Consider the following 23,759-nt stretch of genomic DNA (forward strand, 5'->3'; position numbering starts at 1 on the left):
CCGGTATCTGAAGGGTTACAGGAAGTTTGATTTTCAAAGGTAGAATCTGATGGCAACAAAGTCGTGGTAATCGTATGCACGGAGTCACAACCATATTGATTGTTCAAATTCAATACAACTACTCCTGTATCTGAAGGATTACAAGAAGTTTGATTTTCAAAGGTAGAATCCGAGGGGAACAAGGTAGTGGTAATGGTATGCACAGAGTCGCAGCCATACTGATTGTTTAGATTCAATACTACCTCTCCAGTATCTTGGGGAAAGCATGAGGTTTGGGTTTCAAAAGTGGAATCCGATGGCAACAAGGTAGTCGTAATTGTGTGAATCGAATCACAGCCATTTTGTCTTGTATAATCAAAGGTTTCTACACCGGCTTCCTGTGGATTGCATGTTGTCCTGGCTTCAGAAGTACTGATACTGTTATTGATAGTGATGGTATATTCTACAATGGAATCACAGCCATTGCGTGCTCCGCCAAATACCGTATCATTAAATGCAGTGGCACTTGAGTACCATTCCCCCAGAACTCTTACCGAATCACAAGCTGTAATATTTTGATTGGAATAAACCGGTAATTCTAATGTTGTAGTAATAAAATGCAGCGAGTCACAACCGTCTTGATTCATAAAATTCAAAACAACAACTCCCGTATCAGCCGGATTACAAGAAGTTTGAAATTCGTAAGTTGAGTCTAAATCAAAAACATTCAGGTTTATATAAATTGTGGAATCACAAGCATAGGGACCAACATTTGAAATCACTTGAGTTGCTCCAGTTACATCAGTATCGTAAACAACTCCATTTACAATAATATGCGCTCCAAAGCACACTCCGGTGTCTATTGTAAAAGTCTTTTCAGGAATCACACTTAGTTCCTGAGTAACTATTGAATCACAACCATTAACATCTGCTCCAATCAAAGTATCAATATAAGTTCCAGCAATATTTACCAGATCACCTCCGGCAGTTCTGTAATATTCATTAAAACAGATCACTGTATCCACGGTGTTTGAGCTTGCAGGACAACAATACAGGTTTGCATTAAATACAGAAGATTCATCAACCATACAACCTATATTGTCCCAAACACCAATTTCACCATCTGCATAAGTTTTTATAGATACACTACAATCCAATTCACCATTTTTGCATGCAATAGCACTTTGTGTCTGTAACTGAAAACAAACCTGCCAACCACTTAGAGGTCCAGCACAAGAAGTGAAATTCGCATCCCCATAACTATTGTTTGGATTGCTTGGCCCCGCATTACACAAACCAGTTAAGGGATCATAAGATGTCAGAAAAAACCAGCCTGCACCAACATTGGTCCCATTCGGAATATTTGGGTTATTAATATTGTTATAAGTAACTGTACCACTGGGAAACCAACTCCAGGTTCCAGCAGGATCACCATGACAGGATGGTCTTGGTGGTGGATAATTCAATACTCCAATAGTTTGCAGCTGTTGGGTAATATTTACGGGCCGTCCCTGCGCATCAAATGAAACCGGATCCCAGCAATCACCAAAAGTTGGAACAATTCCTTGCAGGTAATTACAATTGGCCAATGTCCATTCATCAATGGTAAAACAGAAAGTAACCACTTCCCCTGGCAAATAAGGTCCTGTCAATGGCGACCCCATTGATGTTGAAGTAACTTCCAGGGTTTTATCTGTGGCACAGGCAGAATTGTCCAAATTTGGAGTTACACACAATTCAAAATCACCACTAGCTCCGTTCAAATCAGAAACAGCTATCAGATAAGTTGTATTGGGTGTTACACTAATTGTATTACTGACAGCTCCCCCAGAACCTTGCGTACATGTATTTACTACATAATTTTGGCAATCGGATGTAGTAAAAAGCGTAAAATAAGGATTAGACAAGTCTGCACTATTTATATCAATATTTAGTGTTGCTGCATCTGAAGGTGTGGTTACCTCAATCCAATAAGTTGGGCCGGGATAATCATAGCAATTGTTCCCTAAAAAATCAGGGCCGGGAGAAGCACCTGTATTGCATTCTGTTGTACATGTTTGTACTCCCGTGGATATAGGAAGAGCCTGAGGAGAAGGGCAAGTGGTTGGCGTACATGAAGGCGTAGAATTATTCACACACAACTCAAATGGGCCAGCCGTTCCATTTCCCTGATTGGAAATCAATATTAAATAACTTTGCCCTACATTAAGACCGGAGATATTTGCATTTAAAGGCGATGGCCCACAGCTGCTTCCCTCAAGAAAAAGGGTTCCTCCGCAAGAACCTGATAACAACACCAATTCAACATTACCTGAAAAAGGTGCACTTGAAGTTACATCTGCCTCAAACTCAGTACCAGTAGCCACAAAGGAATACCATACATCATTGTGATTATTTTGATTTCCCCCAGCCTGACAACCTGCAACACCAATAAGATTATCGCCAGCGTTTACCGTAGTTCCATTCACACAAGAACCATCAGGCGTAATAGTCTGCGCACCGGAACAAAAATCATTGGCCGGCTGAGCAAGCGATACCAAACTCAGCAAGGTGAAAGCTACCAATATTGATATGTGTTGAAATTGTTTCAATCAACTATAATTTTATTAACCCTTTAAAATAAGGAGTAGCTTACTCAATCAATTGAACAAGGAATCATCAACTGAACAATTGTGAAAAATTCAACCAACTGCATAGTCATTAACTATAAGTAAAATATATACACCCCAACCCAAACACGCTTTGCATAAGCAAAACAACTACAAAATAAACAAAACAAATAGCAAAAGCACATATTTATTTGACTAAATCAACTCAAATTCAAAGGCTTTTAAAAGACATCAAAACAATATTTAAATCTAAAAAAGATTATATGACCTAATCTTATTGTTTCCATCTTAAATAATTTTTACCTTTATTTAGTTCTGAGTTATCATTCTTACCTAGATTTAAATTTTGAAATACAGCTTCCTACTTCTTTTTTTGTTTATTTCTGCAACAGCCTTTCCGCAAAAGCGAGAACATTATCTCCCTTTAGGCCTGGGGTGGTCACTTCAACATGCACAGGACGAAGGCATGTCCCCTCTGCAATACAATGGCAGCAGTCTTAGTGTGAAAACCGGATATATTGTAAAAACACCAAATAACAAACATCAACTCGACCTGATGTTTCATTATGGCAAACTGCATACCCGCAACTTTAATAAAACAGAATCTTTTAAAGTGCCCATGTACCGATTTGATCTTAGTTATACCTACCTAAAACTTTTAAAGCGCTTTGGAAATGATAAATACGCCCTTTACCTGGGTGGCAGAAGTGAATTTACGGGAAATATCAGGTTAAATTATAAATTGGGCAACAGCACTGTCAACTATGAAGGAATTGCTGCTTTGGGAATTAGCTCAGGACTTAGCAGGACTTTTGAAATTAATAAGCGAAAGCTCCTACTTGACTTTTATTTTAATCTGCCTTTTTTATCCTATGTAATTCGTCCCAATTACATTACAATCACCGATTTCAGCGACCCTGATAATGATGTAGTAAAAGACCATACAAAACGAGTGACTTTCAACAGTTTCAATAAATTTACCAGAGCCACTATTCAACTGGATGCCTCCTATTTACTCAAAAACGGCAATATGATCCGCCTGGGCTACCTCTGGGATTTTTACAGTTACAGAAGAACAAATAAAGTAAAAGCTGCATTGCAGGGCATTGTTTTATCTACAATCTTTAAATTTTAGAAATGGATAAAAGAATAATAGCAGCAGTGCTCGTGCTTTGTCTTTTTACAGCTTCTTGTGAAAAGCTATTTTTAGATAAAGACCCAGCCAATGATCCTGTTTCAAATTTTGAAAGTTTGTGGGAAACATTGGATAAAAAATATTCCTTTTTCGAGTTAAAAAACATCAACTGGGATTCAGTTTACACCATTTACAGACCTCAGATTCATGACGACATGAATAATATCGAACTCTTCAATGTGTTGGCAGATATGCTTTTTGTGCTAAAAGATGGTCATGTCAACTTAATTGCACCTTTCAATATATCCCGAAACTGGACCTGGTACCTTGATTATGCACCCAACTACAATTCAGTAATTGTGTTGCGCAATTATTTAGGTGAAAACCATTTTATCACTGGCCCGCTGCGCAATCAGGTTATAGATTCTGTGGGATTTATTGATTACCGCAGTTTTGCAAATCCCGTTTCAGAGAGCAATCTGGATTTTGTTTTGTTGAGATTCAGGCACTTGAAAGGCATTATAATAGATGTGAGAGACAATGGTGGAGGAAGTCCATCCAATGCATTTAAAATTGCTGCTCGCTTCACGGACAAAAGGCGACATGTGTTCAGCACACTCCTCAAAAATGGGCCGAATCACAATGATTTTACAGAAGCAAATAAAGTATATATTGAACCTGAGGGAGATTTTCGCTTCACCGGAAAAGTCATTGTGCTATGCAATAGAAAAAGCTTTAGTGCCACCAATGATTTTCTCTCTATTATGTCTGTATTGCCTAATGTAATTATAGTAGGCGATACTTCCGGAGGAGGTGGCGGTTCTCCCACGGGTTATGAATTGCCAAATGGTTGGGCTTATCGGTTTTCGGCTACTCAAACCCTTTTGCCAAATGGCTGGAATACAGAATTAGGAATTCCACCGGATATTCGCGTAGATATGGATCCAGCAAAAGAAGCCAACGGCATTGATGCCATTATTGAACGAGCGCTAGATAAATTTTAATTAATTGCACGAAACATTGGGGTTCCAATCAAAAAAGATACCTTTTGGATTTTCTTTTTCAGTCCATACATGCAATGCCCAAATTTCCTGAACGTGATTCTGATGATATTCCTGGCCAAGAATTACCGGTGGCTCTGAATTTTCATCAAGAATGCTAAAAGGAATTATGAATTCCACACCCACAAATTCCAATCCGCCATTTCCATCAGGAGCAAACAACATCACCTGAGGTTCGAGATGATTCTGTCTACCATCAAAAAATTCCATTCTCCCATAGTGAAAGCCCATCCCTCCTTCATCCGGATGCTCTACACATTCAGATAACACTTCCGACCAACCTGCTGAAACAGCGGCATTGACATCCTTATAGGCCGAAGTACTTTCTTTTATTTCCTGAATCTTTTGTTCTACCGGATCAATATCCTCTTCATCATCTTTTGAACAAGATGTAAGTGTTAGAGATAACAAAATTAAAACAGAAAGCATTTGTAGGGATTGCTTTGTTAAATTTTTCATGATTTATTTGTTCAATGTAATTAAAAATTATTTTGTATAATTCCGGAAAATTAAATTTTTATAAGCATATCATAATCAGCAGCTTTTTGCATCACATTTTGAATGATACTATCATCTACAGATTTTTCCGCAGCATTCTCTTCATGAGCATCTATACCAAAGTTTTCAAAAAAAGATAAAAATCCTTTTGGGCTATGCACATTCAACCATTTACAGCTTGTATTCCCAGCATTGCTAAAGGTATGTACACAATTGGGCGACAAATCTATTGACTCTCCTTTGTTCAGAATCACTGACTTTCCATCAAGATTAAACTCCATCTTTCCTTCCAGTACAAAAAAGAGTTCTGAAAGTTTTGAATGGTAATGTGGAGGTGGTCCAGGGACATTAGGGGGCGTTTCTCCTGTTACCATATCGTAATTGCCGCTTACATTGTGTGGACTAATTTTGTGCCCTAGCACCCAAAATTCTTTTTTGTTTTCCATCTGACAAGCTTTTTATGAGATTAATATCTCACAAAGATAAAAAAGGTTTTAAATCTCCAAAATTTTTTGAGATTTTTGTCTCATGAGCAAATTGAGTTTAGAAAAAGGACGTGCACACCAAAAATTAAAAACAAGAGATTCTATTTTACTGGCAGCCCAAAAACTCGTAGAATCAGGAAGTAACTTCACATTGGAAGATGTTGCCAAACAGGCAGGGGTTTCCAGAGCAACCATTTACCGTTATTTTTCCAATGTAGACTTGCTGTTTGCAGAAGCTGCACTCAGCTTTAAAACCAAATCAAAAGATGAATTGCTTAAGGCTGTAGAAAAGAAAGGTTTGAAGGCATCTTTAATGCACATTCAAAACTATTTTATTGAATTGGCCGAATCTCACGAAATTGCTTTTCGTAAGTATCTAAGTGTGGCATTGGATGAATCCACAAAAAATCCCAGCAAAAAAACAAACCTGCGCGGAGCAAGAAGACCTGCTGTATTAGATGATTTATTAAATAATTATAATAAAGAATTAAGTGTAAAAAACCGAAAAAAATTAAAACAAATCATCACTGTGCTTTCAGGAATTGAGCCACTTATTGCCAATAAAGATGTAAACCAACTGGATGGAAAAGCATCAAAAGAACTCTTAAACTGGGCACTTGAAATGATTTTAAAAGGGATGGGGAAAAATACAAAGTAAAGATTACTAATTCTTTATCTGAGTTTCTTAAGCTGGGTACGAAAATTATTCAACGCTCAGGTTATTAATGCAAAATCTTTCAGCTTGCATTCGAAACCCTATCTTTGCGCTCGATGAACAAAGCTACCACCGATAAAAAATGGATTGCCGCATTGGCAGAGATTTGTGCGGCAAAAGGCGTGCGAAATGCTTTTCTCTCTCCGGGTTCGCGCTGTGCCCCATTGGTAATTGCTTTCAATCGACATCCAAAAATCAATTGCCGCAGCATTATTGACGAACGCAGTGCAGCTTTTGTAGCTCTGGGCTATGCGCAGCAAAACAATACGCCCTGTGCATTGATTTGTACCAGCGGGTCAGCTTTGCTCAACTACGCCCCTGCCCTAGCGGAAGCCTATTATGCCAAAACACCTTTGATCGTGCTTTCTGCAGACCGACCCCATGAATTGATCGATCAGGCAGATGGTCAGGCGCTAAAGCAAAAGGCGGTTTATCAAAATTACATCAAAGCATCCTTTGAATTGCCCAATCAGTTGAATTATTCAGACGATTATAACTACAGTGACCGCATTGTGAATGAGGCCATCAATACTGCTTTGACTGCACCTCAAGGGCCAGTGCACATTAACATTCCATTGAAAGAGCCACTTTACGGGCTAAAAGAATACAAAAAATTAGCCCCAAAAATCATTGAGGAAAGTGAAAGCACTGTGCAAATTGCTCCAAAGGCTATGGACAAATTGGTTCAAACGTGGAATGAAAGTGCTTCGAAAATGATTTTGCTGACCTCCGCAGCTCCACAACCGGAGTTGACTAAAAAAATCAATGCCCTGAACGGTGATCCATCTTTGGTGATCGTAAGCGAATATTTGTCCAATCAATCCAATGCCGATTTTATCCAAACAGTGGATCCTACGGTAGAAATGATTGAAAAAGCACAATCAAAGGCATTTAGTCCTGAGTTGTTGATTACTTATGGAGGAGCTATTTTGTCTAAAAAATTGAAAGTATTTCTGCGCAAAAATCCACCCAAAGCGCATTGGCATATTGAAGCCGGACAAGACAAAGCCATCGATACTTATTTTGCACTCACCAATAAGCTGAATTGCGATGCAGCGTGGTTTTTTGATGAATTGTCAAAAAAAGAAGTCCGTAGGATAAGCGATTTTAAAGAACGATGGAAAGCTGCTGAACAGAAAGGTTTGGAACGTCATTTAAAAATGCTGGAAGCTGCTCCCTGGTGCGATCTCACTGTGTTTAAGCATTTGCTAAACGGAATTCCGGAAAAGGGGATTTTGCATTTGGCCAATAGTACTCCGGTGCGCTATGTGGCACTCTTTCCCGATTTGCAAAAGAAAAGCTGGACATTTTTCTCCAATCGCGGTGTAAGCGGAATAGACGGCAGTGTCAGCACTGCTTTGGGACAAAGTCTAAATACAAAGGAATGGTGCACGGCCATAGTTGGCGACCTTTCCTTCTTTTACGATTCCAACGCCCTATGGAATCAATATTTGCCGAAAAATTTCAGGATCATCATCATCAACAACAAGGGAGGGAATATCTTCAGGATTATAAATGGCCCGGGAGAACTCGATGAACTCGAAAGCTATTTTGAAACCCAGCACAAGCACAATGCTGAAAAAATTGCCGAAACTTATGGCTTGAGCTATTATTTTTGCGATAATGCCGCTCAACTAAAAGTTACGCTGCCCCGTTTTTACGATTCAAAACTAAAGCGTGCAGCTATTTTGGAAATCAGCACGCCCAATGTAGAAAGTGCGGAATGGCTTAAAAAATATTTGAAAATTGAGAACCAATTGTAGTTAATGCTCCTACAGCCGGAAATAAAATTAAAATGAACCAAACCAAAGCCTGGCTTTCTGCATTTCGATTGAGGACTTTACCCCTGGCACTTTCCGTAATATTTATGGGCACATTTTTGGCAGCGGAATCCGGTACTTTTGATGCTCTGATTTTTGCCCTGGCTATTACCACTACACTTTTTTTGCAAATTCTCTCCAATCTGGCGAATGATTATGGCGATAGCATTCACGGTGCCGACAGCCTCGATAGAAAAGGTCCACAGCGAGCCGTTCAAAGTGGAGCAATAAGTTCCAATGCTATGAAACAGGCGATGTACCTGTTTTCTGTTTTAGCTTTGGTTTCAGGTCTGTCGCTTATTTATTTTGGGCTTCAGGGGCTTGATTTTACCTATAATGTCTTTTTCTTTTTACTTGGGCTAGGCGCAATTGCGGCAGCTATAAAATACACGGCAGGTAAAAATCCCTACGGCTATCGCGGTCTGGGCGATATTTTTGTTTTTTTGTTTTTTGGCCCTATCGGAGTAGCAGGTTCCTATTTCTTGATGAGCAAAGGCTTTGAGTGGTCGGTTTTGTTGCCCGCCAGCAGTATGGGTTTGCTGAGTGTGGGTGTTTTGAATGTCAACAATATGCGCGATCATATCTCTGATAAAATGGCGGGAAAAATATCCCTGGTCGTAAAAATGGGTTTCGAAAATGCCAAAATCTACCACACCGCTTTAATATTGCTGGCTTTTACAAGCATGACTGTTTTTGTACGCTTAAATGAATTGCCAATTACAGGCTATAGTTTTTTATTAGCTGCTCCTCTTTTTATTCTGCATTTGCGCTTTGTATGGAAAACCAATGCACCCGAATTATTGGACAAGCAATTGAAGATTTTGGCATTGAGTACACTGGTATTTTGCTTGATGGGTGGAGCGGGATTGATTCTTTAGTTATTTTAAGCTGGATAATCTACCATATCTTTCCCAAAGTTTTTGACTACTAATTACTTCTCCATTTTCAGCTTGTTCTATACCTTTTTCAATATTATCTTGTTGTGCTTTAGATAAAGTATCCCACCAGTCATTTCCTTCTTGCAAGCTTTTGAAATGAACAAGTGATTCAAGAATATGCTTATCTTCCAAATTGCTAAGCCATTGAATAAGTGAGATTTTCAGGGAATCTGTTTTCATCTTTATACACTTTTAGTGTTTTCAATTTAAACAAATACTTTTGAAGGAGCATTCATTATATCGAATTAAAAGTAAAAACTTTTAACTAAAGCCAATTGCCAATATTAATATTTCAATGCACGAAGCTCAATTTCAAAAATATCGCCTTCATTTTATCCGCCCAAGTGGCACTTCAAAAGGCGTCTTAACGTATAAAGATTCCTGGTTTATAAAATTATGGAATAGCGAAAATCCCAAAATATTTGGGTTGGGTGAATGCGGCCCACTGCACTGGCTCAGTAAAGAACCATTGAATGAAATGGATACAATACTTAAAAAAGCTTGTGGTGCCCCTGATCGATATTTACAAAACCTTAAAGCTACTTTAGAAAATATACCCTCTGTAAGATTTGGCTTGGAAATGGCTGAAAGAGATTTGAAAAATGGAGGAAGGCGCATTTTGTTCCTTTCTAATTTTACAGAAGAAAAAGCAGCACAGCAAATCAATGGCTTAATATGGATGGGTGAACCCGAATACATGCTACAGCAAATTCAAGACAAGTTGGATTTGGGGTTTTCCTGTTTGAAATTAAAAATCGGGGCACTTGATTTTGAAAAGGAATTGGCTTTACTAAAAAATATAAGAGCGCACTTTTCTGCCGATCAAATTGAAATTCGTGTAGATGCCAATGGTGCTTTTTCAACCAATGAAGCTTTCAAAAAATTAGAGCGTCTTGCAAATTTTGACTTGCACAGTATAGAGCAGCCTATTGCTCCTGGTCAGTGGGATAAGATGCAGGAACTTTGCAAGGAAAATATTATAGATATTGCCCTGGATGAAGAATTGATAGGAGTTTACGGCACACAAAAAAAAGAATTATTGGAGCAAATACAGCCTCAATATCTTATCTTAAAACCAAGTATGTTGGGTGGTTTTTTGGCCTGTGAAGAATGGATTGACTTGGCCAAAAATCAACACATTGGCTGGTGGGCAACTTCGGCCCTGGAATCGAATATTGGGCTCAGTGCTATAGCACAATGGACAGCTACAAAAAACAATCCATTGCCTCAGGGCTTGGGAACGGGCCAATTGTACAATAACAATTTTGACAGCCCACTATATTTAAAAGGTGATCAATTGCATTTCAGCAAATCGAATAATTGGGATTTGTGTAAATTGGATTTATGAATTTGACTATTTACATTTTAAATGGGAAAAAACATTCAAAAGCTGAATTACTTGAATTGGCTGATAATAAAATAATTGACAAGCAAATTCCACAATGGGAAAAAGATGTATTTCAATTTATCTTGGAATGGTTTAATAATTCTAATTCTATCATCGCTCAAACTTCAGGATCAACTGGGACACCAAAAGAAATAAGTCTTCCCAAAGTAAAAATGGCCAAAAGTGCCTCAATGACGGCTGAATATTTCAGCCTCCATACCGGAAGCAAGGTAGCCCTGCTCCTGCCGGCAAATTATATTGCAGGAAAAATGATGATTGTTCGAGCACTGGTCAATCAATGGGATTTGTATCTGGGAAATCCAAAAGGAAATGTATTGGAACAACTGCCTGAAATAGAGTTTGATTTCACGGCAATGGTACCCTTGCAAGCCGAAAATACATTGGAAAATCCAGCGCATTGGAAAAAAATAAAGAAATGCATACTGGGCGGTGCTCCTGTTTCCGATACTTTAAAAAAAGAACTTCAAAAATTGCCCACAACCTTTTATGAAAGCTATGGAATGACTGAAACCATGAGTCATGTTGCTATTAAAAATATAAGTAAAAATCAAGCCTGTTTTGAAGCTATATCAGGAATGAAATTTATGCAAGACGATAGAAATTGCTTGAAGATTGTGGCTCCTGATTTATTGGACAAACCTTTGCAAAGCAATGATATAGTAGATTTGAAAGACGAAAAGCATTTCCGCTGGTTGGGGCGTTTCGATAATGTGATCAATTCAGGTGGTGTAAAATTGATGCCCGAGCAAATAGAGGCTAAGCTTAAAACACATATTCCTTATGAATTTTTTATAAGCTCCGAGCCAGATAAAAAACTGGGAGAAAAAGTAATTTTAATAGTAGAAGCAAATAAAGCTAATTTGCGAAAAATAAAATTCGATAGCATATTTGAGCAATACCTCGATTCATACGAAAAACCTAAGACTATCTATAATTTGGCAAAATTTAAAAGGAGTGATAGCGGAAAATTTTTGAGAAAAAAGTGTATAAAAAAAATTGGGATTGAAGGAAAAGTATACATAAAATAATATTATTTAATTTCAACAAATATTAGCCATGCAACTATCTAAAAAAGTGGATGATTACATAGCCAATGCAGACAAACCATTAAAAGATATTTTATTAAAGCTTAGGCAATTAATAGCTGAAGCAGTACCAAAAGCAAAGGAAAATTTTAAATGGGGGCAACCAGTATATACTACTGAAAAAGATTTTTGCTATTTGAAATTAAACAAGCAGCATATTAACATAGGGTTCTTCAATTTCGAAAAAATTACTGATCCTAATAATTTACTTGAAGGCAGTGGAAAAAACATGAGGCATATTAAAATTCGCAGTATTTCAGATATTGACAGCTCTGAATTATCTAAAATGATTAAACAAGCTTCAACAGATTAATTAATTGTTGAAAAACAAAAAGCCCCCTTTTTCAAGGAAGCTTTCTGCTTAAGGGTGGATGATGGGTCTCGAACCCACGACCTCCGGAACCACAATCCAGCGCTCTAACCAACTGAGCTACAACCACCATTTATATTTTCTGCAATTCGCTTATAAAAGCCTGTTTATTATAAAAATAATATGACTCCAAACAAGCAAGAGCGTTTAATTGCGAGTGCAAATTTAATAAATTTCAACTTCAGGAACACTTATTTAAACGAAAAAAATTAAATACTCCAGAAACAAAAAAGCCACCCATTGAAGGTGGCTTTTTAGTGATCCAGCTGGGGCTCGAACCCAGGACCCACGCCTTAAAAGGGCGTTGCTCTACCAGCTGAGCTACTGAATCTTTTACTATTGCCTTTTTTAAAAAGCAGTGCAAATATAATCAGCTATTGAGGCAAATTCCAAATTAAAACGGAATAAAATCCCCTCTCGGATAAACTTATAAAGGCAAGGGGCTTATCTATGATAACAAATTTTGAAAATAGCCGCTATTAAAGTTGCTTTTATTCAGTGAATTGGAAGCAAATAAACAGAATTACTTCAACAATACACCAGTAGCTTCAAATGCCAATTCTAATTTTGGTTCTGTGATTTCAGCAATGGCTTCAGGACTTTCTCCTGCATCTTCTGCATAATGTTGTAACATTTCTACGCTTGTGGTATCGTAATAGGCTTTACCTTCCATAATTACATCCATCCCTGTAGCGTCTAATGGTACAAAAAAGCCATAATCCTTAAAAGTGACGCGCATTTCCTCTCCATCGCCCAAATCCACTTTCATCCAACAGCCTTTTTTCTGGCAGCAACTCATGATTTTGGTTTCCAACTTGGTGTTTATTTCTGTTTGGCCTTCTATCTTAGTTTTAAAGGCTTCGATATCAATAGCCCCTTCAGGTGAAATTTCTTCTCCTTTGCTCAGCCACTCTCCTACTCTTACTTCTTCTTGCTCAGAATTTTCAGTAGTTGCTACATTTTCTGTAGTTGCTGTTTCTGTGTTGTTTTCTTCAGTATTTCCGCTAGTATTACAGGCGGTTAAAAATACGAGTACAAATAATAAATGGATTAGTTTTCTCATTGTGTTTGATTAAAAATTAGTTTGAAATAAAAAGATGGTTGTTTTAAACGTTCCCGAATATCCAGGTCTTCAAACATACAGGAAATTGTTTCGCGTAGTGTTTGGTTCCTTGCGGCTTTATTCACCACAAAATTAAACAAGAAAGGAAATTTTACCAATTGCTGCAATCGTCTGCTCAATTTGAGTTCATCCCACATTCTTTTGTAAACCTTGTGCTCATAATCTTGCAATACTGTTTTTTTAAAATCATTTTGGCTCAATGCTTTATTAGCTATTTCTGCGGCATACATACCACAAAACATGGCATTGCCTATTCCTTCCCCTGTAAATGGATCTATAAGTGACGCTGCATCACCTAAAAGCATAAAGTGATCTCCGCATAGTGCGCGTTTTTTAGAGCCTAAGGGCAAGCCAAAGCCACTTGTTTTACCTTCGGGTTCTGCATTTTGAAAACGGGCTTTTAATTCCGGGTTGGAGGCAATCACTTCTGGAAGCATTTTCTTCAAATCGAGTTTCTTTTTTCTAAGTACATCGCTGCGCATACCCAAACCGACATTTGCCGCACCATTGGGCAAAGGAAAAATCCAGAAATAACCGGGCAACAGGTCTTTTAAAAAATGAAGTTCAATAAAATTGTCCTTATCCATTCCAGACACACCCTGATAATAAGCCCTGATACCGGCACAGTAATGATTGGGTTCCATAGTGATATTGCCAAAGTCCTTTGCAAAACGACTGTATGCTCCATCGGCTGCTATCAGTAAATTACATTCGAATTCTTTTTGGGCTGTTTGAGCTATATATCCTTTCTCAGTGCGCTCATATTTTAGAGCAGGACTTTCTTCAATAATTTCAGCATAAGGGCTTTTTTGCGCTTCTTCAAACAGAAAATTGTCAAAATCTATGCGCTTGCTGATGTTTCCCGGAGGCAAAGTGCTTTTATCAAAATCTTGTTTGAAGGGAATGCGCAATTTTTTGCCATTGGGCGCATAAAAATTCACGCCCCATGAGCCCACTTGCCTTGTTTCAGCATTCAGTTTTCTTACTAATTCAGGGTCTAATTTCTTGAGCAGTTCTATTACTTTCCCTGAAAGCGCATCACCACAGACTTTATCGCGCGGAAACTTTTCTTTTTCAAGCAATATATGCTCAATTTTCATCTTCGACAGAAAAAGGGAACAACTCAGTCCGGCAGGACCAGCACCTACAATTAAAATTTTTGTTTTTCTTTTCTTCAATGTGGATTTAATGAGATTGAAATTCAGTGTGATAGCGCTGAATCAATACTTTTCAATTTACTTGCGAATGGTCAATTTTTTAGTTTCTACCTTATCATCAATTTTCAAGCGATAAAAGTAAACTCCGGAAGACAATTCACTGATATCAACAGGGAAATTGTAATTTCCTTTTTTTAAATCTCCATCAATCAATTCCTGCAATTCATTGCCCAATGGGTCGTACAACCTTAGATTGACATTTGCTTCGCGATAGAGTTCAAAAGTAATATTGGTATAAGTTGCTCCTTTTGAGTTTTTTAATTTTTTGGACAATGCTTTTGAGGAAATGTCTTTGCAGGCTGTTGCGTAATTTTCAGTTAAATAACTACGGGTAGCGCCAATTACAGGCTGGCTGTATTTTAAATCACCGTATATAGCGAACATGCCTTTGCTTTTATTGCAAAAATTCACCCAGGCCGTAAATCCTTTTGCCCCTTGTGTACTAATCTCTGTTACTGTACCATCTTCTTTTAAACGATCTATCCATACACCTAATCCGTAATAGCCACTGAAACCCTCCTTCTGATAACGATAAGGGGCATACCCAACAGGGTATTTACTGGTTTGGTCTGAAATCATTTCATTGATAGCTCGTTCAGAAAGCACCTGTTTTCCATTGAGTTGGCCTTTGTTTAATAGCATACTGAGAAATTGCTCAAAATCTGCAGCAGTACTTACAATATCTTCGGCCACATTTATGCTTTTCCCTTTGCGATAATAGGTATTGCTCATACCGCAAGGTTGCGTGATTTTTCTTGCTATAATATTTTCCCAGGTATCTTCACTGACTATTTCTGCCACTCTTCCCAAAATTTGATACCCCACAGCACCATAGCTGAATTCTGTTCCGGGAGGCGTGTTTATACTTAAATTTTTAGCGATATTATTGACTGAAAATTTCAAATTGAGGTTTTCATCGTGCAAATAAATACTATTAGAAGGCAACCCGCTTGTGTGTGACAGCAACTGAAGAATAGTGATTTTACTCATTTCACCTCTGAATTGAGGTAAAAATTTGGAAACGGGGTCGTCTAACTTCAATAAGCCTTCATCCCAAAGGCTTAATACAACTGCCGACACAATCGATTCAGAAGCAGAAGAAATTTTTATCGCTGTATTCTTGCCTACATTTTTGCTGCCACTACTATAACTTTTGTCCATAAGTGTTTTGCCATCAAGGCTGTAGTGAAAATGAAAAGAGCCGGTATTGTTGATATTATTGCTAAAAAGCTGGTTAAGGGATGCGATTTCCTGTGCATTTACTGCAAACGACAATAATACCAAGACCCACACACAGCAGATTTTATTCGGAGAAAATATATCGTTTATAAATTTATGCATTCACTGATTTTCGCAATCAATCAAAAATATCAAATATTGACAGACTTCTATTGTCACGGCCTGAGATTTCATAAACTGATTTGTTTCAGCTGTACTAAATGCCTGACAAAATCAATTGAACAATTAATTCAATAATTGATGCAGTACAACCTGAGTTCGATAATTATTTAAGAGCTCAGAAATTCACTAAAACGCAATAGGCAAGGCGCGTTTGAGAAGGTTTATCGGGATAAACCAAGCAAATGCAACGCAGCAAATTGCGTTTTATGGATTTCAAATGCCAGAAAACAGCAATCTTCTTCCTGGAAATATCTCAAAATAGCCCGCTATTCCATCAATATTTCCAGTCGAATCTCACTATTTTCTGGCATTCTGAGCAATAAATAATTTCCGAACTCAGGTATAATTATACGAAAGAATAAAAACAAGGATACCTGGAATATAAATGATGCAGAAATTAAGGGAATTATTCAGGATTTTTATCGATTTTAGTACAATGCAATTGATTCCATATGTAGTTCCTGCGTTTTTCTTTCTACTCTTGATGGAGCTTTTTTACAACTACAAGAAAAAAGCCAATTATTTCCGGCTTAATGATTCCATAAATGATATGAGCCTGGGTTTGATGCAAGTTGTAATGAGCTTGTTTCTAAATGTCATCCTAATTGCTTTTTACCACTATGTTTTTGTAAACTTTTCGGTTCAGGCACTTTTCAATATCCCCGAAATTTCAGAAAGCAGTGTGCTGTGGTATGTGCTTAGTATTTTTATTGTAGATCATCAGTATTACTGGTTTCACCGGCATTGCCATGAGGTGAATATTTTGTGGGCAACCCATGAAGTGCATCACCAAAGCGAAGAATACAACCTTACCGTAGCATTGCGGCAGGGAATTTTTCAGGTGTCTGTTACTTTTATTTATTTTATCCCAATAGCTGTAATGGGCATTCCCACAGAGATGTTTTTGTTTGCCTATATTTTTGGGATTTTTTACCAGTATTGGATACATACCCGCACCATTAAGAAAATGCCCGCATGGTTTGAATGGTTATTGAATACACCTTCCCACCACAGGGTGCACCACGGCAGAAACCCCAAATACATCGATCGCAACCATGCCGGAATTTTTATGCTATGGGACAGAATGTATGGCTCTTTTAAGGAAGAGGAAGAAGAACCTATTTATGGCATTACGCAGCCTGTTGATAACTGGAACCCCATCAAACAGAATTTCAATTATTTCAAATTTCTGTTTAAAAATGCAATGGCAACTAAAAGCTACTGGGACAAAATCCGCATTTGGTTTATGCCCGTAGGCTGGCGCCCGGCAGATGTTGGGCCAAAATTGGAGCCAAAAGAAATAGACATGAGCACTTATAAAAAATTCAATCCACCTCTTTCAAAATCTGTAGGGATATTCGTACTCATTCAATTGGGATTGCTTGGCCTGGCCTTTCCTTTCCTCTCATTATACAGCGAGCAGGTTTCGCTACTTAAAATAACGGGAATTGCTGCTATTTACATCTGGACTTTGATCAATATGGGTGAGTTGATGGTTTCAAACCGCAAAGCTGTGATCAGCGATCTGTTCAGGAATTTAACTTTGCTGGCCTTAATTTTCATTCAATTCAGACAAGAGGAATATTTCTATATCATAGCTGCTGTTTCTACCCTGACAGTAGTTTTCAACCTGCTTTTTCTCAAGCAGATAAAATTCAATAACAAAACTGCTGAAGGTGATGTGGCCCTTGGATGAGCTTAATACTAATCCGTAGCAAGGTGCTACGGAGCTACGGAAGCTGGTGGCATGTCCAAGCACTTAGTGGATACGGGTTATGCAATCCTTACTTACTCCACTTAATCGTACAACCAATGGCTTTGGTAAAATCAGGATCGGGAGATTCTCCATTTTGCAGGGCTGCAATGGCATCCTCTACATAATTCACCCTTTCGGTTTTGGTTAATTTACCTTCGGTATCATTGTCTATTGCACCGATATAAGCTACAGTAAACTGTCCGCTTTCAGTAGCTTTCAGCAAATATACATGAGGTGTACGTGTTGCGCCATAAGCCTTTGCTATTTCCTGAGTTTGGTCAATCAAATAAGGAAAGGTGAAATTTTTCTCCTTAGCGCGTTCTTTCATCTTATCGAAAGAATCAGCCGGCTGTATTTCAGGATCATTAGGATTGATGGCCACTACCGGGTAACCCTGTTTCTTGTATTTGGCATCAAGTGCATTGATGCGGTCTTCATACAGCTTTACATAAGGACAATGATTGCATGAAAAAATCAGAATCACACCTTCTGCCCTGGTGTATGAATCCAAGGAAAGCTTTCTTTCGTCAATATTTTTTAACTCAAATCCCGGGGCAATATCTCCTACCTCAACTCCATCACCTGCATTTGCGATTTGAAAAAGCAAGATAAAATTGGCGATTAAAATAAGTGTCGTTTTCATATTGGTTTTTTATTTGTTAATGGTTGATTTCAGTTCATTATAGGTGAAAGACTGCTCGTAAAAATCCCAGCGGCCTGTATTGTTGTTCACAATAAGTGTAGCCGGAATTGCACCGCTCCATTTTGTACTGATCTTGTCCAACCAGTTGTTGTAATCCGGTGCATCCAGTAGCAGGACTTCCGATTTCATTTCATTTTTCTCAACAAAGGGCAGCAATTTTTTCTCATACTGACTTTTAAAATCCAGGCTCACAAAAACCACACGCACTCCTTTTTCTTTGTATTCGGCATTGATCTTTTCGAAATAGGGAATTTCCTCTACACAGGGCTTACACCAGGTTGCCCAGAAATTGTATACCACAGTACCTTCCTTATCCGATTTTATGCGCTTTTCAAATTGCTCGTAGTTCAAAATTTTCACTTCATCTCCGGCAGTTAAATTTAAAATGCCTGAAAACAGTAAAAATAAGAGCAGTATTACTTTTGGGGAATTAGATTTTGCAAGCCTCATTCTTCAAGATGTTTTTTGATTTTGGACAAAGCTTCAGCATCGTAAACAGAAGTCTTAGGTGAAAAAGTAGTGATCACCTTTCCTTCTTTATCTACTAGAAATTTCTGGAAATTCCAGGAAACTTTAGTGTCCAATACACCATTTTGTTCTTTACTTGTCAAATATTCATAGAGTGGATGCGTATCCTTTCCCTTTACACTGATCTTGGAAAACATATCAAAACTCACTCCGTAGTTTTCTTTGCAGAATTTCAGGATTTCTTCATCTGTTCCCGGCTCCTGGTTCATGAAATTATTGGCCGGAAAGCCTAATATCATTAAACCCTGATCTTTGTATTCCTGGTATAATTTTTCAAGCTCTTCATACTGTGGCGTAAGGCCGCATTTACTGGCAGTATTTACAATCAGTAATACTTTGCCTTTGTAATCCACAAGTTTAACAGGTTCTCCATAAATATTTTCCATAGCAAAATCATGCACAGAATTATAATCTGCTGCGTTTACTGCAAAAATGAAAATGCTAAATACGAGGGTAAATAATAGATTGTTCATGGTGTTAAATTTAAAGTTTTAGTAGCTGTAAAATAATTAAAAGAAGTTATTTTTTATGCAATTATCAATTGTGTTCTTCATTGAAATCGTCCATATCAAAATCGCTGCTGCCGAGGTCAAATACGGCTCCCAAAATATCATTGAAAGCAAAACTGTTTTCCAGCCTGTTTTTGCTGATCAGTGAATACTCAGCCAAGCCGTGCAACATCAATTCCTGTAAAAAATAAGTTTCCCGCTCCTCTAAATTTTTCGCATACTTTTGAACCAGATTTTTCAATCCGGCAACCTTGTCCAATGCCTGACGATATTCCTTTTCTTTAGCATCGAGCAATAAATCCAGATGGTGGCCTTCAGAAAACCAGTCTAAAATCTGCTGATAGGGGTTCTTTTCTTTTTTCTTTTTCAAAAGCTCCGGATCAGGAAAATATTGCTTAAAAATATTCCTGATCGATTTACTGATCAGTTGCTGCGCCACTACTTTTGGCCCTTCCTGCTCGCCTTCATACACCAATTCCACTTTTCCTGTAATGGCCGGAACCGTGCTCCATAAATCTGAAATCCTCAAATAAGCAGTATTTTCTTTGTTGATCAACATGCGCCTTTCTGCTGCGCTGATCATATTTTCAAAGGCAGAAATGGTCAATCGCGCTGAAACCCCACTTTTCTCATCCACATATTCACTTTCCCGCGCCTCCACAGCAATTTGCTCACTCAAATCCAGCATAATGGGGTGGTATTCTACTTTTTCTATTTGTGTATCACTCAGGCGAATTTCCTGTAGGGTAATGCGTTTGCTCAATTCTATATTGCGGGGATAATGGGTTAGAATCTGGCTTTCAATGCGGTCTTTCAATGGTGTAACTATCGATCCGCGATTGGTGTAATCTTCAGGATTGGCCGTAAATATAAACTGAATATCCAGGGGCATCCTCAGCTTAAATCCCCGGATTTGAATATCGCCTTCCTGCAAAATATTAAACAAAGCTACCTGAATGCGGGCCTGTAAATCGGGCAACTCGTTGATTACAAAAATGCCCCTGTTGCTACGCGGAATAATTCCAAAATGCAATGCAGCCTCATCACTGAAAGACAGGCGCTGATTGGCTGCTTTAACGGGATCAATATCGCCAATTAGATCAGCAACGGATACATCGGGGGTTGCCAGCTTTTCACCAAAACGCTCTGATCTGTGCAGCCATGCAATAGGCGTTTTATCTCCCATTTCGGCAATGCGTTCCCTGGCGAATTTTGAAACAGGCGCAAAGGGATCATCATTGATTTCAGAACCGGCTACATAAGGAATATATTCATCCATCAGCTCTGTCATTTGACGGGCAATTCTTGTTTTGGCCTGCCCCCTTAACCCGAGTAAAATGATATTGTGCCGTGATAAAATAGCGCGTTGTAAATCGGGCAGTACCGTATCTTCATAGCCCAGGATTCCCTCAAACAATTGCGCTCCGCTTTGCAGTTTCTTTCGCAGGTTTGCTCTCATTTCATCCTTCACGGATTTGGGCTGATACCCGGAGTCTTTCAATCCGCCAAAAGTTTTTATTTCATGCTGCATAATAGTGTTTTATAAATTTTTTCTTTTATTTCTTTCAAAATCTTCAAATACCAAATCAGCCAAACCTCTCAATCCACTGTAAAAAGCTTTGCCCTTATTTATTTCAGTAAATGTTCTTACAAATTCTTTCAAGTATGGATCAGAAGCGATCATAAATGTAGTGATTGGGATTTTAAGTCTGCGGCACTGTCGCGCCAGGTTGTAGGTTTTGTTTAAAATCTTCTGATCCAGTCCAAAGCTATTTTTATAGTATGTGCCATCTGGTTCTTTCAGGCAAGTAGGTTTGCCATCGGTAATCATAAATATTTGTTTGTTATTGCCTTTTTTCCGCCTCAATATATTCATTGCCAATTCCAGGCCGGACACCGTATTGGTATGATAGGGGCCAACCTGCAAGTAAGGCAAATCCCTGATCTGAATTTCCCAGGAATCATTGCCAAAAACAATAATATCCAAAGTGTCTTTCGGGTATTTTTTAGAAATCAGTTCAGCCAGTGCCATAGCCACTTTTTTGGCTGGAGTAATGCGGTCTTCTCCGTAAAGAATCATGGAATGTGAAATATCTATCATCAAAACGGTAGAACTTCGGGTTTGAAATTCAGTATCCCGAATCACCAGGTCTTCTCCCGACATTTGAAAATTGTCAATGCCATGATTTACAAAAGCATTTTTCATACTTTCTGTCATTGCAATATTGTCCAGGGAATCGCCAAACTGAAATTGCTTTAAATTGGGAGAAACTTCATCTCCAGTGCCGGAATATTTTGTTTTGTGATTGCCGCGGGTAGATTTTTTCATTTTGCCAAAGATCTGTTCCAAAGCCGATTTGCGGATATTTTGCTCTGTTTTGGCTGTGATTTTCAAACTGCCCTTTTCCTTGCCTTCACTTATCAAACCTTTCTCCTTAAGGTCTTCAATAAAATCGCCCATGCCATAGCCGGATGATGTGAGCCCGTATTCCTTATCGAGTTCGGTTAACCAGCTCAGTGCTTCTGATACATCACCCGATGTATAGACCAGCAACTCTTTGAATAAATCAAAAAGCTTTTCAAAAGGACTTTTTTTATTGTCCTTTTCATTGAATTCCGTAAATCGATATCCTTTCATAATTTACCTGATACAATCTAACAAAAAAGGGGCAGGGTGGTTCTCAATATTTTGATTTTCTACTACTGTTAGTTATAAATCCAGTTTTGTGATTGCAGCAGAAATAGAGCATTTAAAGCCTAATTGCCTGCACAGGAGCCGCTATTGCTTATTTTGGGGCAAGCTCATCAGATGAAGTAAGTCCCGTTTTTCAAAAAAAAGGTAGCAGGTTTATTTTATATAGTAAAATGTACGAACTGTGATTTTTGTTTGCTTATAAAAAATGCGGATTGAATGAAATTTAGCGTATCCAAAAGCCCGAAAATCACCCTATATTTGCACAAAATTTATTACAAAATGAACAGTGATCAGCTTAAAAATTTAAAGGGCAAGCTCGAAGCCCTGAGGGGGTATCTTTGACATTGAAAGGCACCAACTCGATATAGCAGAAAAAGAAAAAATCTCTGCACAACCTGGCTTCTGGAACGATCCCAAACAAGCCGAAGTGCTGATGAAATCCATCAAAGAACACAAATACTGGGTACGCATATTTGATGAAGCTTCCTCTAAAGTTGATGATGCTGAAGTATTGCTTGAATTTTCAGAAGCTGATGAATCCAGTGAAGCAGAGTTAAAAGCCGCTTTTCAGGCTGCTGAAGAGGCGCTTGAAGAGCTGGAGTTTAAATCTACGCTGAATGGCGAAGAAGACGGCATGAACTGTGTGATTGAGATCAACAGTGGCGCGGGAGGTACAGAAAGCTGCGACTGGGCAGAAATGCTGGAGCGCATGTACATTATGTGGGGAGAGAAAAGCAGCTATAAAGTAAAAGAAATTGACCGGGTAGAAGGTGATGTAGCAGGCATAAAATCTGCCACTATGGAAGTTGAAGGCGATTTTGCCTATGGCCACCTGAAGGGCGAAAATGGCGTGCATAGATTGGTGCGCATCTCCCCTTTCGATTCCAATGCCAGGCGACACACTTCTTTTGCTTCTGTGTATGTTTATCCCTTAGTTGATGACAGTATAGAAATAGAGATCAACCCTGCCGACATCAGTTGGGATACATTCCGCTCTGGTGGTGCAGGCGGACAGAATGTAAACAAAGTAGAAACCGGTGTAAGGCTAAAACATGCTCCTACCGGTATTGTTATTGAAAATACAGAATCTCGTTCGCAAGGCGGCAATAAAGAAAAGGCCCTGCAATTGTTAAAATCCCAATTGTATGAAATGGAGTTGGCCAAGCGCAATCAAAAGAAATTTGAAATAGAATCGGGCAAGAAAAAAATCGAGTGGGGTTCGCAGATCAGAAATTATGTATTGCACCCTTATAAATTGGTGAAAGATACACGCAGCGGGTTTGAATCGGGCAATGCAGAAGCGGTACTCAACGGATATTTGGATCCTTTTATAAAAAGTTATTTATTGCACCAGGTAAGCGAAAATCAAAAAGACTGAGATATGAAAATTTATCACAATCCGAGATGTACAAAGAGCAGGGAAACACTTAAATTGATTCAGGAAAAAGGAGTGGAACCCGAAATTGTGGAATATTTAAAAACACCTCCTTCTGAAGCCGAGTTAAAGCGTGTGCTTAAAATGCTGGATATTCCGGCAGAAAAATTGCTGCGCAAAGGAGAGCAAATTTTTAAGGACAATTTCAAGGGCAAAAAACTCAGCGATGCAGAATGGGTGAAAGTGATGCACGAAAATCCCAAATTAATAGAAAGACCGGTAGTTGTAAAAGGTGACAAAGCTGTCATTGGCCGACCTCCTGAAAATGTATTGGACTTATTGTAAATTA

General features: G+C 38.4%; 23 protein-coding genes and 2 tRNA genes. 11 read left to right on the top strand and 14 right to left on the bottom strand.

Annotation, left to right across the window (positions count from 1 at the left end; genetic code table 11):
* The coding region (locus WD048_17120; GenBank protein MEX0813944.1) for a hypothetical protein at positions 1–2,570 on the bottom strand (2,570 nt) is incomplete at its 3' end.
* Between the two features lie 364 nt (positions 2,571–2,934).
* Here WD048_17120 and WD048_17125 point away from each other — a divergent pair.
* Both WD048_17125 and WD048_17130 read left to right on the top strand, forming a co-directional pair.
* Positions 2,935–3,723, top strand: coding sequence for a hypothetical protein (locus WD048_17125; protein MEX0813945.1), 789 nt, complete (start codon positions 2,935–2,937; stop codon positions 3,721–3,723).
* A 2-nt stretch (positions 3,724–3,725) separates the two neighbouring features.
* Positions 3,726–4,727 (top strand): S41 family peptidase, encoded by a 1,002-nt coding sequence (locus WD048_17130; protein ID MEX0813946.1) that lies wholly within the window; start codon positions 3,726–3,728, stop codon positions 4,725–4,727.
* On the opposite strand, the gene WD048_17135 is transcribed toward WD048_17130, so the two are convergent.
* Positions 4,728–5,243 (bottom strand): hypothetical protein, encoded by a 516-nt coding sequence (locus WD048_17135; protein ID MEX0813947.1) that lies wholly within the window; start codon positions 5,241–5,243, stop codon positions 4,728–4,730. It lies immediately after the preceding gene.
* A 50-nt stretch (positions 5,244–5,293) separates the two neighbouring features.
* Entirely contained in the window at positions 5,294–5,728 is a 435-nt protein-coding gene (locus WD048_17140) for a cupin domain-containing protein (protein ID MEX0813948.1), read from the bottom strand.
* Positions 5,729–5,810: 82 nt separating this feature from the next.
* Between WD048_17140 and WD048_17145 the strand changes: the two genes are divergently transcribed.
* The 3 genes from WD048_17145 (at position 5,811) to menA (ending at position 9,180) form a co-directional block, all read left to right on the top strand.
* Positions 5,811–6,425 carry a TetR/AcrR family transcriptional regulator gene (locus WD048_17145; GenBank protein MEX0813949.1) on the top strand — a complete coding sequence of 205 codons (615 nt, stop codon included), beginning with the start codon at positions 5,811–5,813 and terminating at the stop codon, positions 6,423–6,425.
* 113 nt (positions 6,426–6,538) lie between these two features.
* Positions 6,539–8,245: a 2-succinyl-5-enolpyruvyl-6-hydroxy-3-cyclohexene-1-carboxylic-acid synthase gene (gene menD, locus WD048_17150; GenBank protein MEX0813950.1), complete on the top strand. Its 1,707-nt coding sequence runs from the start codon at positions 6,539–6,541 to the stop codon at positions 8,243–8,245.
* 32 nt (positions 8,246–8,277) lie between these two features.
* Positions 8,278–9,180 carry a 1,4-dihydroxy-2-naphthoate octaprenyltransferase gene (gene menA, locus WD048_17155; GenBank protein MEX0813951.1) on the top strand — a complete coding sequence of 301 codons (903 nt, stop codon included), beginning with the start codon at positions 8,278–8,280 and terminating at the stop codon, positions 9,178–9,180.
* On the opposite strand, the gene WD048_17160 is transcribed toward menA, so the two are convergent.
* Entirely contained in the window at positions 9,181–9,420 is a 240-nt protein-coding gene (locus tag WD048_17160; GenBank protein MEX0813952.1) for a hypothetical protein, read from the bottom strand.
* 115 nt (positions 9,421–9,535) lie between these two features.
* On the opposite strand from WD048_17160, the gene WD048_17165 reads away from it, so the two are divergent.
* From WD048_17165 to WD048_17175, 3 genes are read left to right on the top strand one after another with little or no spacing between them, the layout of a single operon-like run.
* Complete coding sequence (locus WD048_17165) at positions 9,536–10,588, top strand: o-succinylbenzoate synthase (GenBank protein MEX0813953.1); 1,053 nt, start codon at positions 9,536–9,538, stop codon at positions 10,586–10,588.
* Positions 10,585–11,676 carry an AMP-binding protein gene (locus tag WD048_17170; protein MEX0813954.1) on the top strand — a complete coding sequence of 364 codons (1,092 nt, stop codon included), beginning with the start codon at positions 10,585–10,587 and terminating at the stop codon, positions 11,674–11,676. Before WD048_17165 ends, WD048_17170 begins: the two co-directional genes overlap by 4 nt.
* A gap of 28 nt (positions 11,677–11,704) precedes the next feature.
* Positions 11,705–12,046 carry a DUF1801 domain-containing protein gene (locus WD048_17175; GenBank protein ID MEX0813955.1) on the top strand — a complete coding sequence of 114 codons (342 nt, stop codon included), beginning with the start codon at positions 11,705–11,707 and terminating at the stop codon, positions 12,044–12,046.
* Between the two features lie 53 nt (positions 12,047–12,099).
* Here the strand turns inward: WD048_17175 and WD048_17180 are convergent.
* The 5 genes from WD048_17180 to WD048_17200 form a co-directional block, all read right to left on the bottom strand.
* Positions 12,100–12,173 (bottom strand) — tRNA-His (locus WD048_17180).
* A 188-nt stretch (positions 12,174–12,361) separates the two neighbouring features.
* Positions 12,362–12,434: transfer RNA gene (locus tag WD048_17185), tRNA-Lys, on the bottom strand.
* Positions 12,435–12,626: 192 nt separating this feature from the next.
* Positions 12,627–13,166 carry a DUF4920 domain-containing protein gene (locus WD048_17190; GenBank protein MEX0813956.1) on the bottom strand — a complete coding sequence of 180 codons (540 nt, stop codon included), beginning with the start codon at positions 13,164–13,166 and terminating at the stop codon, positions 12,627–12,629.
* On the bottom strand, positions 13,163–14,404 hold the full coding sequence (locus tag WD048_17195) for an NAD(P)/FAD-dependent oxidoreductase (protein ID MEX0813957.1): 1,242 nt from the start codon (positions 14,402–14,404) through the stop codon (positions 13,163–13,165). Before WD048_17195 ends, WD048_17190 begins: the two co-directional genes overlap by 4 nt.
* Positions 14,405–14,461: 57 nt before the next feature.
* Entirely contained in the window at positions 14,462–15,784 is a 1,323-nt protein-coding gene (locus tag WD048_17200) for a serine hydrolase (protein ID MEX0813958.1), read from the bottom strand.
* A 445-nt stretch (positions 15,785–16,229) separates the two neighbouring features.
* Here WD048_17200 and WD048_17205 point away from each other — a divergent pair, with 445 nt between their 5' ends.
* Positions 16,230–17,540: a sterol desaturase family protein gene (locus tag WD048_17205; GenBank protein MEX0813959.1), complete on the top strand. Its 1,311-nt coding sequence runs from the start codon at positions 16,230–16,232 to the stop codon at positions 17,538–17,540.
* Between the two features lie 88 nt (positions 17,541–17,628).
* On the opposite strand, the gene WD048_17210 is transcribed toward WD048_17205, so the two are convergent.
* From WD048_17210 to WD048_17230, 5 genes are all read right to left on the bottom strand, one after another.
* On the bottom strand, positions 17,629–18,243 hold the full coding sequence (locus tag WD048_17210) for a thioredoxin family protein (GenBank protein ID MEX0813960.1): 615 nt from the start codon (positions 18,241–18,243) through the stop codon (positions 17,629–17,631).
* Between the two features lie 9 nt (positions 18,244–18,252).
* Positions 18,253–18,753 carry a TlpA disulfide reductase family protein gene (locus tag WD048_17215; GenBank protein ID MEX0813961.1) on the bottom strand — a complete coding sequence of 167 codons (501 nt, stop codon included), beginning with the start codon at positions 18,751–18,753 and terminating at the stop codon, positions 18,253–18,255.
* On the bottom strand, positions 18,750–19,304 hold the full coding sequence (locus tag WD048_17220; protein MEX0813962.1) for a glutathione peroxidase: 555 nt from the start codon (positions 19,302–19,304) through the stop codon (positions 18,750–18,752). The genes WD048_17215 and WD048_17220 overlap by 4 nt, the downstream gene beginning before the upstream one ends.
* A gap of 64 nt (positions 19,305–19,368) precedes the next feature.
* A complete protein-coding gene (locus tag WD048_17225; GenBank protein ID MEX0813963.1) occupies positions 19,369–20,871 on the bottom strand; it encodes a sigma 54-interacting transcriptional regulator in 1,503 nt (500 codons plus the stop codon).
* 9 nt (positions 20,872–20,880) lie between these two features.
* Entirely contained in the window at positions 20,881–21,978 is a 1,098-nt protein-coding gene (locus tag WD048_17230) for a VWA domain-containing protein (GenBank protein MEX0813964.1), read from the bottom strand.
* A 336-nt stretch (positions 21,979–22,314) separates the two neighbouring features.
* Between WD048_17230 and prfB the strand changes: the two genes are divergently transcribed.
* Positions 22,315–23,413 (top strand): peptide chain release factor 2 gene (prfB, locus tag WD048_17235; protein ID MEX0813965.1). Its coding sequence is split into 2 segments (ribosomal slippage): positions 22,315–22,374 and positions 22,376–23,413, totalling 1,098 coding nucleotides; the frame shifts between segments, so codons are not numbered across the junction.
* 3 nt (positions 23,414–23,416) lie between these two features.
* Entirely contained in the window at positions 23,417–23,755 is a 339-nt protein-coding gene (gene arsC, locus WD048_17240) for an arsenate reductase (glutaredoxin) (GenBank protein ID MEX0813966.1), read from the top strand.
* Positions 23,756–23,759 lie beyond the last annotated feature (4 nt).

The sequence above is a fragment of the Chitinophagales bacterium genome (genome assembly GCA_040877935.1).
GTDB lineage: Bacteria > Bacteroidota > Bacteroidia > Chitinophagales > CAIOSU01 > JBBDNB01.

What these genes read in the sequence shown, in the direction of transcription:
- WD048_17130 (MEX0813946.1), top strand. Translation starts at nt 3,726, where the DNA reads ATGGATAAAAGAATAATAGCAGCAGTGCTCGTGCTTTGTCTTTTTACA.
- WD048_17135 (MEX0813947.1), bottom strand. Translation starts at nt 5,243, where the DNA reads ATGAAAAATTTAACAAAGCAATCCCTACAAATGCTTTCTGTTTTAATT.
- WD048_17140 (MEX0813948.1), bottom strand. Translation starts at nt 5,728, where the DNA reads ATGGAAAACAAAAAAGAATTTTGGGTGCTAGGGCACAAAATTAGTCCA.
- WD048_17145 (MEX0813949.1), top strand. Translation starts at nt 5,811, where the DNA reads ATGAGCAAATTGAGTTTAGAAAAAGGACGTGCACACCAAAAATTAAAA.
- menD (MEX0813950.1), top strand. Translation starts at nt 6,539, where the DNA reads ATGAACAAAGCTACCACCGATAAAAAATGGATTGCCGCATTGGCAGAG.
- menA (MEX0813951.1), top strand. Translation starts at nt 8,278, where the DNA reads ATGAACCAAACCAAAGCCTGGCTTTCTGCATTTCGATTGAGGACTTTA.
- WD048_17160 (MEX0813952.1), bottom strand. Translation starts at nt 9,420, where the DNA reads ATGAAAACAGATTCCCTGAAAATCTCACTTATTCAATGGCTTAGCAAT.
- WD048_17165 (MEX0813953.1), top strand. Translation starts at nt 9,536, where the DNA reads ATGCACGAAGCTCAATTTCAAAAATATCGCCTTCATTTTATCCGCCCA.
- WD048_17170 (MEX0813954.1), top strand. Translation starts at nt 10,585, where the DNA reads ATGAATTTGACTATTTACATTTTAAATGGGAAAAAACATTCAAAAGCT.
- WD048_17175 (MEX0813955.1), top strand. Translation starts at nt 11,705, where the DNA reads ATGCAACTATCTAAAAAAGTGGATGATTACATAGCCAATGCAGACAAA.
- WD048_17190 (MEX0813956.1), bottom strand. Translation starts at nt 13,166, where the DNA reads ATGAGAAAACTAATCCATTTATTATTTGTACTCGTATTTTTAACCGCC.
- WD048_17200 (MEX0813958.1), bottom strand. Translation starts at nt 15,784, where the DNA reads ATGCATAAATTTATAAACGATATATTTTCTCCGAATAAAATCTGCTGT.
- WD048_17205 (MEX0813959.1), top strand. Translation starts at nt 16,230, where the DNA reads ATGATGCAGAAATTAAGGGAATTATTCAGGATTTTTATCGATTTTAGT.
- WD048_17210 (MEX0813960.1), bottom strand. Translation starts at nt 18,243, where the DNA reads ATGAAAACGACACTTATTTTAATCGCCAATTTTATCTTGCTTTTTCAA.
- WD048_17215 (MEX0813961.1), bottom strand. Translation starts at nt 18,753, where the DNA reads ATGAGGCTTGCAAAATCTAATTCCCCAAAAGTAATACTGCTCTTATTT.
- WD048_17220 (MEX0813962.1), bottom strand. Translation starts at nt 19,304, where the DNA reads ATGAACAATCTATTATTTACCCTCGTATTTAGCATTTTCATTTTTGCA.
- WD048_17225 (MEX0813963.1), bottom strand. Translation starts at nt 20,871, where the DNA reads ATGCAGCATGAAATAAAAACTTTTGGCGGATTGAAAGACTCCGGGTAT.
- WD048_17230 (MEX0813964.1), bottom strand. Translation starts at nt 21,978, where the DNA reads ATGAAAGGATATCGATTTACGGAATTCAATGAAAAGGACAATAAAAAA.
- arsC (MEX0813966.1), top strand. Translation starts at nt 23,417, where the DNA reads ATGAAAATTTATCACAATCCGAGATGTACAAAGAGCAGGGAAACACTT.